A 10974-nucleotide genomic window follows, 5' to 3' on the forward strand; every position below is an offset into this window, starting at 1 on the left:
CAATATGACGATAAACGTACATTCATACGAAAGTATGGGAACATTCGACGGGCCGGGCTTACGGCTCGTCGTTTTTCTTCAAGGATGCAATTTCCGCTGCCTGTATTGTGCCAACCCCGACACGATAGCCGGAAAAGGAGGCACACCTACCCCACCGGAAGAAATCGTCCGCATGGCTATGAGCCAACGTCCTTTTTTCGGGAAACGCGGAGGAGTCACTTTCTCCGGAGGAGAACCTACGTTTCAGGCCAAAGCACTAGTCCCTTTAGTGCGTGAACTGAAAGAAAAGGGAATACATGTATGCATAGACAGCAACGGCGGTATCTGGAACGAAGAAGTTGAAGAACTTTTCAAACTGACGGATCTTGTATTGCTGGATATTAAAGAGTTCAATCCGGCACGCCATCAAGCACTGACCGGAAGAAGTAACGAGCAAACCATCCGCACGGCAGCATGGCTGGAAGAAAACGAGAAACCTTTCTGGCTGCGTTATGTATTAGTGCCCGGATACAGCGATTTCGAGGAAGACATCCGCCGTTTAGGAGAAGCTCTGGGAAAATATAAGATGGTGCAACGAGTGGAAATCCTGCCTTATCATACATTAGGCGTACATAAGTATGAAGCGATGGAGCAGGAATACAAGCTGAAAGACGTAAAAGAAAATACCCCCGAACAACTTGAAAAAGCTGCGGAGGTATTTAAAGAGTATTTCACTACTGTGGTGGTCAATTAACCACCACAGTAATAAATAGGATAAAAATCACCATGTCTCTGCTTTCACCTCGAAACAGGGACACTCTTTGATCCGCTCCCAAGGGTCAACAATTCCATTATAATTGGTGTCAGGACTCAAGTCCCGATGACCGACCACCTTTGCCTCCGAATAACGCTGCAACAACTCGTTTACCAGGCGATGCATCGCCTCTTTCTGGCGGGAAGTACGCGTATCTGCTGCCTTTCCGTTCTCATCCAGCCCGCCTTCATAGCACACCCCTAAACTAATCGCATTAAAACCGCGTGCATGAGCACCCACCGTATCTTCATCCCTCATCGGTTCTATCTGTCCCGACTTGCGGATATAATAATGATACCCCCAACACGAAAAGCCCCGAAAGCGATGGGCAGTGTCCACATCCTTCGCCGTGAAGTCGCGATCGACACGGGTAGCAGAGCAGTGAATCACAATCAGACTAATCTTTCTCATCGTCCTTCTCCCTTTCCGTCGTTTTCACATTACACACTTCCTTATGGGTAGCATTGAAGCGCACCTCTCTCACAATTCTGTTCCGCTTTCTTTTTCCGAAGAAAGGCACAAGGAACATGATTACATCCAAAATCTTAGTTACAATTTCTTTCATTTGATCTAATATTAAAGTTATCATGCTGCCGGATCCGGAGCTTCTCCGCTTCCACCACCGTCTGAACCACCACCGGAACCTTTGTCATCGTCTTCTCCTTCATTGCCGCTACCGCCCGTTTGGGTCACCGCACGCGTCGTTACTTGTTGGTAGCTAAGAATCTTCGTGATGTCCGCCAACGTCTTTCCGGGACGGAAAATAATATGGGCAGCCGTAATCAGCGAACTTGAAAACTCCTTGACCGACACAGCTCCTTCACTGTTCAACCCGATCTGCAAACTGCCCAAATCACCCAACCGGACTATTCTTCCCGCTTTCAACGCACGCTTCGCCTCATAAAGAATACCCGAAATGGCGGCACGCACATCTGTCTCCGTACAGGTAGACCGACTGGTGATTCCTTCGCACAACTCTTCAAAATCCAACTCTCCCGAAGCCTGTGCCTGCGCGTAATACTTTGCCGACTCATCCTTTTTGGCAGGATTCTTGCGCGGCACTACTGAATAAGTTACTGTCATTGCCATAATAAAATAATTTTAAGATTTCACACATTTCGAACGCGTTCCTTATTTGTTAACGACATAAAGATAACACATTTTCCATCCTCCGGATTCCCCAACGAAGTTTCCTGATACTCTATGAATAATAATGACGTTATTCTTTTAATAAACCATTAATTTTCAGTAACTTTATAGCATAAACCAAACATCATTCATCATGTATTATCCGGACCAGCCATTTCTTATCCGCACTTATAAAAAGTCGGAACTAGCTCATCTTTACAACCCCAACGTATGCCTCAAAGTAGCCTTACAAATACTACGTCGTTGGATTGTCTACAACCTTCCGCTCCTGCAAGAACTCGAACAAGAAGGCTATCGTGCCCGCAACCGCCTTCTCTCTCCCCGGCAGGTGGCAACGATCATACGCTATTTGGGAGAACCCTAAGAACTTAATCAAAAAAACGAAAAGTTCCATTCTATTATTTTACAAACAAATTTCTTTGCAACCGCAAATTAAAAAGAACAAACCAACATGGATCATTTTACCATCTTTCAAGACTTTTACCGCGTTATAGCCGAAATGACAGAAGAAGAAATCGTATCGGCCATCAGCAACGGCACATACCGGGAAACGGTGGAGGACGTGCGCCGAATCTTCGCGGAACAAGGCGAGAAAGCAGCCAACGAAAAGAAAATAGAACTACCGGAAATCACCTTTTCAGCCAACTACCGGGGAGGACGTTCAAACGCAACTCTCGTCAAGTATCTGGGATACATCGTGGTAGACATCGACCATCAGACACAGGAAGCATTGGCACGCATCCTCGCACTGGCAAAAAAGTGTGCCCACACCCGCATCGCTTTCATCAGCCCCCAAGGAATGGGACTGAAAATCGTGGTACGTGTATGCCGGACAGACGGGACATTGCCCGAAACAATTCAGGAAATTGAAGATTTCCATCATGCTGCTTATCACAAAATCGCTTCCTTTTATGCCCAGCTCTGCGGAGTTGAGGTCGACACTTCCGGGCAGGATGTTAGCCGCACTTGCCTGTTCTCTTACGATCCGGATATTTATTTCAATCCCGATGCCACAGCTGTCATCGTGGAACAGCCACCGATGTTCTTCAAGTCTCAAAAGAAGAAAAGGGCATCCGGCAAAAAGAAAAAGACGACAGCACCAGACAACAATCCCCTCACCGAACAAGTGGCCCTCAACTACCATTCCTCGCACGCTTCCTTAATGGTGACTCTGAACTATTATCACAATAAATCCGAAAAGTACGTCACCGGCAACCGGAACAACTACCTGCATTGCTTGGCTTGTATGTACAATCGCTACGGCGTCCCCCAGGAAGAGGCGGCAGCTTTTATCAAGAGCCAGTTCACCGATCTTCCCGCGGATGAAATGGACGCACTGATCGGGAGTGCTTACGGACACAACGAGGAATTCGACACCCGCAAGCTGAATAGTACGCAGAAGCGAATGTTACAGATTGAGCAACATATCAAAGAAAATTACGATACACGCTACAACGAAGTGCTTCATATCATGGAATATCGCAGAAGGAAAACGGACACGGAGCAACCGGAACCTTTCCATATTCTCGACGAAATGATGGAAAACAGCATTTGGATGGAGATGAACGAACTGGGCTATTCGTGCACCGTCAAGACGATTCAGAATCTGATCTACTCCGACTTCAGCATCACCTACCATCCTATTCGCGAGTATTTAGACTCGCTGCCTGAATGGGACGGAACGGATTATATCGGTATCCTTGCCAACAGCGTGCATACTAGTCACCAGAAATTTTGGGTAGAATGTCTGGAACGTTATCTGGTGGGAATGTGCGCTGCCGCCACACAAGATGATGTGGTGAACCACACTGTTTTGTTGCTTTGCAGCGAAATACAGAACATCGGAAAGACTACGTTTATCAACAACCTACTGCCGCCCGAATTGCGCGCCTATCTTTCTACCGGTCTTATCAACCCGAGCAACAAGGATGATCTAGCCAAAATAGCGCAGGCAATGCTTATCAATCTGGATGAATTTGAAGGGATGAGCGGACGGGAACTGAATATCTTCAAGGATTTGGTTACCCGCAAAGTAATCAGCATCCGCCTGCCATACGCGCGGCGTTCGCAGAACTTTCCTCATACGGCTTCTTTTGCCGGCACATGCAATTACCAGGAAGTGCTTCACGACACCACAGGTAACCGCCGTTTTCTCTGCTTTCATGTCAACTCGATGGAGTTTATCAAAATAAACTACGCGCAGTTGTATGCACAAATCAAGTATCTGCTCAACAAGCCGGGGTATCAGTATTGGTTCACCCAATCGGAAAACTCACGGATTGAAGAGAACAACGAGGATTTCATTTTCCACTCACCGGAAGAAGAACTGGTGTTGACACATATCCGCAAACCGGAACGTTTCGAAAAGGTGCATTATCTGACGGTCACTGAAATTGCGGAATTGATTCGCGAACGGACGGGGTATCAATATTCTCACGGAACCAAAGCCCAACTAGGAAAAGTGATGTCCAAACACGGCTTCGAATTTCATAAGGGAAAAAACGGGAGAAGATACACTGTATTCATTATTGATACGGAACAGGTGAAATCAAACAGGCTATATGAATAAGATTTCATCTCCTTCGCACGCAAAAAGGTGAGGGTTGGTGAGGGTACTTTTGCAACTTTTCATTTTTATATTTCTTATTTCTATTCTTCTATTTTCTTCTAAAAAAAAAATACGAATGTTAGAAATTTACCCTCACCTACCCTCACCTTTTTCCTTTTTCTTCCTCAAAAAAACGGTGGGAAATTTGAAAAAGACAGTTATCTTTTTCAAATTTCCCACCATGTTTTTTAATCGCTTCTTATAAAGACATCGAAAATTCGATCCTACAACCTAACGCATTTATGATGCGATAGAAGGTAGAAACCTTAGGTTCTGTCTGACCACTTTCCACTCTTGAAATATAAGAACGGTCGGAACCGATACGCCGAGCTAACTCTGCTTGAGTAATCTTAGCCTTTTTCCTTGCGTCTTCGATAATTTGCCCGGTGTAGAAAGCATACGCTTTTTCTTCTGCTTCCGCACGAGTAACAGTTCCTTCCTTACCAAAACGCTCATCTATTAATGCGCTGACGTTAAAGAATTCCTCATTTGTTTTTGCTTCCATAATACTCCTTTCTTAATATCTTTGCTTTTTCAATTTCTTTCTTTGGAGGTCAATATACGAATTGTTGTTCAACTATACAACAATCGTCTTTTTATTTTATATTATTTTTCCTCAAATTCTCCGGCACGCTTTTTCTTCTCATAAGACACCAGCGTCTCTACACTAAGCGTTTTCCCATTCTTAGGGCTTATCACATCTACAACGCTTGCTAACGCACGAAAAGTCTGTTCGCAATTTGCTATTCCGTCATACGTCAACCTACCCCGATTGATGGCATCGAGCACAACAGAGACATATTGCTTCGGATTTCCCCGATACTCGATGATGACAGGCGTGAGATGCGACACCTCTCGAGTCAGTTGACTGACGATTCTTTTTTTTGGTCGAGCAGCTCCATTAATTTTTCACTATGCACATTGATTTGTGCGGTTACTTCACGAAGTTCATCTTTCAATGAACACAATAATTCATCATTACATGAATTTTCCATAAAACATTATTAAAAAATGAATATAAAAAAGCCATTCCGGGAAGAGCAATCATTACTTACTTCCCGAAATGGTGACTAATACCTCGAAAACAAAGACTTATATTCTAACCTAATGTACTCACTTTAGCTTACTTCTTTTGATTTTGCATTCCAAACTAACAAAGCAAACAACACCGAAAGCAAAGTAGCCCCAATCCAAAACCAATTGATATAGGTGAAGTCATAAACATCAACTCCATTTTGAACGGTCTTTTGGCCTTCTATTAATATACCGCTCATCACATCTTGCAATCCGGCACCAATATAACTGGCAATACCGACTACTCCCAATGCAGCACCCGAAGCATTACGGGGAGCAATATCCACTGCCATCAAACCACCCAGAAAACAGATCAAAACTCCGATTCCTAAACCGAAAAGTACCATTGCCAACACATCTATCCAAAAATGAACTCCCGGAACTAAGAGAAACAGACAGAGAGCTATTACGTTCATCAATCCGAAAATTAACGCAGGGACATTACGACGTCCACCAAATAACTTATCAGAAATAACACCTGAAAACATAGTACCGATTATACCACAGACCGGACAAATAGAAATGATAAAACTGGCATCCAATGTAGAGTACCCCTTTTGAGCTTCCAAATAAAAAACGCCCCAACTATTGATAGCATAACGACTGATATACATAAAAGCACTCGAAAGAGCCAGTATCCAAATGGCAGGCATCAGCAATACCTGACGCTGTGCTTTATTAAAATCAGCCGTTTCTGTCTCACTCATTTCCTTTTTCTGTTTGGGAACATTCACCGAAGGAAATCCCATGCTTTCGGGAGTATCATGGAAGAACTTCCAGACGATCAACGCTCCTATCAATCCCACTATACCGGCTCCGAAGAAACCATACCGCCAGCCCAACACACTGACAATTGAGGCTATTATCAGAAAAGTCAACGCTTCGCCGATATTATGGCTCGCAGACCAAAAGCCATAGTATGAACCGCGCTCTTTGTCCGTGAACCAACGAGAAAGCCCTACTACACAAGAGGCTGCTCCCATAGATTGAAACCAGCCGCTAATCCCCCAAAGGATAGCGAACAGGATAAAAGAATTAGTAAAACCGAGACAGAGGTTAACCAAAGCAGTTATCAATAAACCGGTAGTCATAAAACGGTTGATATTACTACGGTCGGCAAGGAAACCGTTCGTGAATTTTCCGATGGCATAGGTGAAAAACAATACGGAACCTATGATGCCTAACTCTGTTTCCGAAAAAATGCCTTCATCTACAATAGGTTTCTTTACGACATTCAGGCTAAGACGGCACACATAATACATACCGTAACCAAAAGTCGCAGAAAGGAAAGTAGACCATTTCAGAAACTTCAGACGGCGAGCATCGGATGAAGACAAAGCTTCTCCGTTACAAGGTCTCGGCGAAGAGACCTTGTAAAAATTGATTAGTTGTTTCAACATGAAGAAAGTGCGTTTAGTCGTGAAGTTTCTTTTCGCGTAGATACTCTAATAATAGAGCTGGGCGGTCTGTTTGAATTAGCTTGGCTCCCTGGCCAATTATCCACCCCCAACTTTCATCCGGCTGATGAAGTTCTACTGCACGGTCGTCGTCATGCCCGCCACATAGTTCGGGCCAAAGCGAATTTATAAAAAGATTAGAGCCTGTATTACGTACTTTCTTTATCAAATTAAGAATCTCCGGACTGTCACTATCAAACACTAATTCATAAGCAGCAGGTTTCATATGTGTCTGATAACTATCAATGACAGCTTCCGCCCCGTCTTTATGAAGTTGTACAATAGGCATGAAGATTACCTTATCCAATACATCACCGTTTTCAGCCTTGACTTGTTCATAAGGAAGTCCGGCTTTAATAATACATTGCTGAACAGTTCCTGTTTCTTTCAAAACAGCATATACATCTTTGAAGTAATCATAGCCTTTATCAATATTAACAAGGATCTTACCTTTACATAATGACATTACTTCTTCCAATGTCGGTATCAAATGAGCTGTTTTATGCCCTGTACCACTTTTCAAACGGAACTGACGTAATTCTTCCAATGTATAGTCTGCCGGATAACCTTTTCCTGTTGTAGTACGATCAATTTTCTTGTCATGCATCAAAATCAGATGTCCATCCTTGGTTTTCTTCAGATCGATTTCAATTACATCTACCCCCATATCAATACAATTCTGGATAGCCTGCAGGGAGTTCTCCGGAGCATTACGCCAGTCAGCTCGATGAGAAACAACTAAAACTGAATTACTTGCAGGCTTCTGTAGATTCGCAATTATTTTATCCGAATGATTCTGTGCCTCTAACCCTCCTATTATCAGAAGGGTTAAAGCTATTAATATATTTATCTTTCTAAGCATATCTTTTTATTTTTGTAAAGCATTTCTTTTTGCATTCTGTCCGCGCTGTGCCCATGGTGAATTTGCAGGCCCTTCAATACCACAATCAATAGCTATCAATTTGCAGGCACCATTATCCTCATACGTGACATACACAATACCATAGTCAGCAATGACTGGTGACGACCAAATTTTAGAACCTAATTGTCTCTTATATTTCTCCGTACCATCAGCATTCAATATTATATAGTTACCGCCATCATCACAGATGTGAATATTTCCGTCACTGTCTATAGCCGGTGTTGTTCCTATTTCAGCGACAGAGGAATAACTCCATTTCTTTGCTCCTCCTTTAGTCAGGGCAACAACTTGGGCATTCGGATTCTTTGTACCCACATAGATGGTTCCGTCAGCACCGATAGCCGGTCCTCCCTGGTCAATCTTGCCCATAGTACCACTCGCCGGATATCTCCACAACTCATTACCCTGGTTATCATAAGCTGCAACCACTCCTTCAGAAAATGCCACATATACATTTCCTTGCGCATCAATAGCGGGATATACAGCTGCAGCCGTATTTCCTTTCCCTAGATTAGGAGACAAGTTCACACCATCTTGCGTAGTACGGGCAAATCCGTTCGCTCCCGACAAGGCTGAATAGATAACTCCATTCTGTCCAACCGATATACCACCATTAGCACCACCATTGGGAGATTTGCGTCTCCAAAATTGTCTGCCGGAACTACGGTCAACCATGTGTACAGAACCATCGGTCCCTCTATTTCCAATCAAGATATTGCCATCACGAGACAAAGCGGGAGAAATATAGGGAATATTAGTACCAATACCTAGTTCATATCTCCACTTTTGTGTTCCATCCGGATGAATAGCATACAGACTGCTGCTTATGTTTTTATCTGTTGTACTTGCACCCATATAAATAGTTCCGTCCGCACCTACCATAGGAGACGAACCTTGATTTCCTGCTCCTCCGTCCTTGCTTAAATCAAACATCCATTTTTGCTCTCCGGACGGCGAATAAGCAAAAAGGTGGAGTGCATTGGATGACACATATACATCCCCATTGTCACCAACAGCAGGAGAGATAGACCGTAAAGAAGAGGATACCTCAAACGTCTTATCCCAAAGGACAGTTACTCCGGATATAGAAGTATCACGAACGTATAAAGTAGCTTGCTTTGTATTTGTAGCTCCACGATCATCAGTAGCTGTCAGCTTTACAGTTACAAATCCTGTTGTCGTGAAAGTTATTTCCGGGTCTTTTTCTTGAGAAGTCTGCCCATTGCCAAAATCCCACTCGTAAGAAACAATTTCTCCATCCTCATCCACAGACTTATCGGTAAATTGAACTTTCTCATTCACTTTACAAATGGCAGGGCTATAGCTGAAGTTTGTAACCGGAGGCATATTCGTCGGACGAATCACAACAGTATGGGATGCAGTTGCATATCCTCCGAATTCATCTGTCACGGTTAATTTAATAACATAGGTTCCAGCCCTCTTATACAAAACGGACGCATCTTTAGTAGTAGCCCTATTCCCTTCCCCCTCAAATCCAAAATGCCAGAAATACTCTACTATCTCTCCTTCCGTCTTTACTGATTCATCAGTCAGATAAACGATATCACCGACCGTATATTCTTCTTTATCTATAGAAAAAGAAGCCTCCGGGGAGGTTGTCTGCCGCACTTCATCGCCGTCCTTACATGCAAATAGACAAACGACTGTCACTATCAGGAATATATATTTCTTCATAATCATTCTATTCATTATTTAAGATTAAAACCAATTATCTTTTACCTCTCTGTTTCAGATAGGCATCCAGCAACTGGGGATGGTCTGTCTGTATCAAATTAATCCCCTTCGACAAAATCAAGTCCACTCCTGTATAGTTTCCTTGTGTCATCTGTGTATCATAGGTATAACCATTCATATCTAACATATTAGTCGAGACAAACAGCCCTTTTGAAGATATGGCTGTCGAGAGCCCGCCATTTAATGTTTTCGACAAAGATATCTGGGCAAACATCACTCCTGGTTGCTGTGAAAGGAAATCTGCATGCTCCTCGTTTTCACACTGCGGATAAGGTATAGGAGCCGGCGAATAATCCAAAATATTCTGCAAGACATCCCGATTATTAGATGTATAAAAGAACACACGGTCTAACATCCCACAGCTTTTCACAACATCATACAGTTCTTTAGGAGACACTTTATTCAAGAAGTCCAAATCAAAAAAGATCTTTCCCCGCCCTGCAACCAATGCGTCATACAAAGAGGGGACCGTGTGATTGGTTACTGTGCCGTCTGCCAGCTTCAGACGATAAGACTGGAGCTGCTCATAAGTCAAATCTTTCACTTTCCCCTTCCCTGTAGTTGTCCTGTCTATGGTTTCATCATGCATCAACACAATTACTCCATCCTTTGTCATGCGAGGATCTACTTCTACAATATCTACAGCTCCCCCTAATTCTATACAACTTTCAATTCCAGCTATCGAATTTTCGGGAATATTCGGGTTGGAAGAATTGCCACGATGCCCCATTATCCAAACTTTTGCAGGGTCAAAGTGTTGCAAAGCATAACGTAAACTCTTGCCGGATACTTGTAATTTCTGCAGAGCCGCCGCTACATTGCCAGTCTTATCTGTCACCCTAACCGAAATATTATAACTTCCTTCTTTCGTAAACGTATATTCCAATTCAGGTTCTTCACCCAATGTCTGCCCTTCCATCGTCCAAACCACAGATTGGATGTCTTGCCCATCATTAAGAGCTACCTTCAGAACAACTTTCTCTTCTAATGCCGGATAGGCATTACTTGCCATAACTCTAGCAGTAATCGTTCCACTCCCCTGTTCTTCAATCGTACTATCATCCCCACAAGCAAATAAAACGACTGCTAATACTGATATAGCTGAATTCAACTTGCAAATGCAACAGAATTCTGATTAATAATTTGTTTAAATTTTTCGTTTGGCGTGAGGTATCCAAGTCTTTTACGAGGTCGATTATTGAGTTTATTTTCAATC

General features: G+C 43.2%; 13 protein-coding genes and 1 pseudogene. 3 read left to right on the forward strand and 11 right to left on the reverse strand.

Annotated elements, in window-relative coordinates; all coding sequences use genetic code 11:
- Nucleotides 1-4 precede the first annotated feature (4 nt).
- Nucleotides 5-733, forward strand: coding sequence for a pyruvate formate-lyase-activating protein (pflA, locus tag N5O98_RS24630; protein ID WP_004308786.1), 729 nt, complete (start codon nt 5-7; stop codon nt 731-733).
- Nucleotides 734-760: 27 nt separating this feature from the next.
- On the opposite strand, the gene N5O98_RS24635 is transcribed toward pflA, so the two are convergent.
- The 3 genes from N5O98_RS24635 to N5O98_RS24645 are packed head-to-tail and all read right to left on the reverse strand — an operon-like array spanning nt 761 to nt 1882.
- Entirely contained in the window at nt 761-1204 is a 444-nt protein-coding gene (locus tag N5O98_RS24635; RefSeq protein ID WP_004302307.1) for an N-acetylmuramoyl-L-alanine amidase, read from the reverse strand.
- Nucleotides 1191-1382, reverse strand: a complete 192-nt coding sequence (locus N5O98_RS24640) for a hypothetical protein (RefSeq protein ID WP_004302306.1) — start codon at nt 1380-1382, stop codon at nt 1191-1193. Before N5O98_RS24640 ends, N5O98_RS24635 begins: the two co-directional genes overlap by 14 nt.
- Nucleotides 1379-1882 carry an HU family DNA-binding protein gene (locus tag N5O98_RS24645; RefSeq protein ID WP_118161537.1) on the reverse strand — a complete coding sequence of 168 codons (504 nt, stop codon included), beginning with the start codon at nt 1880-1882 and terminating at the stop codon, nt 1379-1381. The genes N5O98_RS24640 and N5O98_RS24645 overlap by 4 nt, the downstream gene beginning before the upstream one ends.
- 193 nt (nt 1883-2075) lie before the next feature.
- Here N5O98_RS24645 and N5O98_RS24650 point away from each other — a divergent pair, with 193 nt between their 5' ends.
- Nucleotides 2076-2306: a DUF4248 domain-containing protein gene (locus tag N5O98_RS24650; RefSeq protein ID WP_004302304.1), complete on the forward strand. Its 231-nt coding sequence runs from the start codon at nt 2076-2078 to the stop codon at nt 2304-2306.
- 87 nt (nt 2307-2393) lie between these two features.
- The gene (locus tag N5O98_RS24655) at nt 2394-4511 is read left to right on the forward strand and encodes a BT4734/BF3469 family protein (RefSeq protein ID WP_182423474.1); all 2118 of its coding nucleotides are present in this window, start codon (nt 2394-2396) and stop codon (nt 4509-4511) included.
- 238 nt (nt 4512-4749) lie between these two features.
- Here the strand turns inward: N5O98_RS24655 and N5O98_RS24660 are convergent, their stop codons facing one another.
- From N5O98_RS24660 to N5O98_RS24695, 8 genes and pseudogenes are all read right to left on the reverse strand, one after another.
- On the reverse strand, nt 4750-5055 hold the full coding sequence (locus N5O98_RS24660) for a helix-turn-helix domain-containing protein (protein ID WP_004308790.1): 306 nt from the start codon (nt 5053-5055) through the stop codon (nt 4750-4752).
- Nucleotides 5056-5156: 101 nt separating this feature from the next.
- Nucleotides 5157-5402: a hypothetical protein gene (locus tag N5O98_RS24665; protein ID WP_004308791.1), complete on the reverse strand. Its 246-nt coding sequence runs from the start codon at nt 5400-5402 to the stop codon at nt 5157-5159.
- A gap of 8 nt (nt 5403-5410) precedes the next feature.
- Nucleotides 5411-5545: a hypothetical protein gene (locus N5O98_RS24670; protein ID WP_022199423.1), complete on the reverse strand. Its 135-nt coding sequence runs from the start codon at nt 5543-5545 to the stop codon at nt 5411-5413.
- 123 nt (nt 5546-5668) lie between these two features.
- On the reverse strand, nt 5669-7024 hold the full coding sequence (locus N5O98_RS24675; RefSeq protein ID WP_004308792.1) for an MFS transporter: 1356 nt from the start codon (nt 7022-7024) through the stop codon (nt 5669-5671).
- A gap of 13 nt (nt 7025-7037) precedes the next feature.
- The gene (locus tag N5O98_RS24680) at nt 7038-7943 is read right to left on the reverse strand and encodes a glycerophosphodiester phosphodiesterase family protein (RefSeq protein WP_004302292.1); all 906 of its coding nucleotides are present in this window, start codon (nt 7941-7943) and stop codon (nt 7038-7040) included.
- A gap of 6 nt (nt 7944-7949) precedes the next feature.
- Complete coding sequence (locus N5O98_RS24685) at nt 7950-9704, reverse strand: PKD domain-containing protein (protein WP_374937572.1); 1755 nt, start codon at nt 9702-9704, stop codon at nt 7950-7952.
- Between the two features lie 28 nt (nt 9705-9732).
- Nucleotides 9733-10869: a glycerophosphodiester phosphodiesterase family protein gene (locus tag N5O98_RS24690; protein WP_269496131.1), complete on the reverse strand. Its 1137-nt coding sequence runs from the start codon at nt 10867-10869 to the stop codon at nt 9733-9735.
- Nucleotides 10866-10974, reverse strand: a pseudogene (locus N5O98_RS24695) (IS30 family transposase); the annotation flags it as partial. The gene N5O98_RS24690 and the pseudogene N5O98_RS24695, both read right to left, overlap by 4 nt.

The sequence above is a fragment of the Bacteroides sp. LFL-34 genome (assembly GCF_027257075.1).
In the GTDB taxonomy this organism is placed as follows: domain Bacteria; phylum Bacteroidota; class Bacteroidia; order Bacteroidales; family Bacteroidaceae; genus Bacteroides; species Bacteroides ovatus.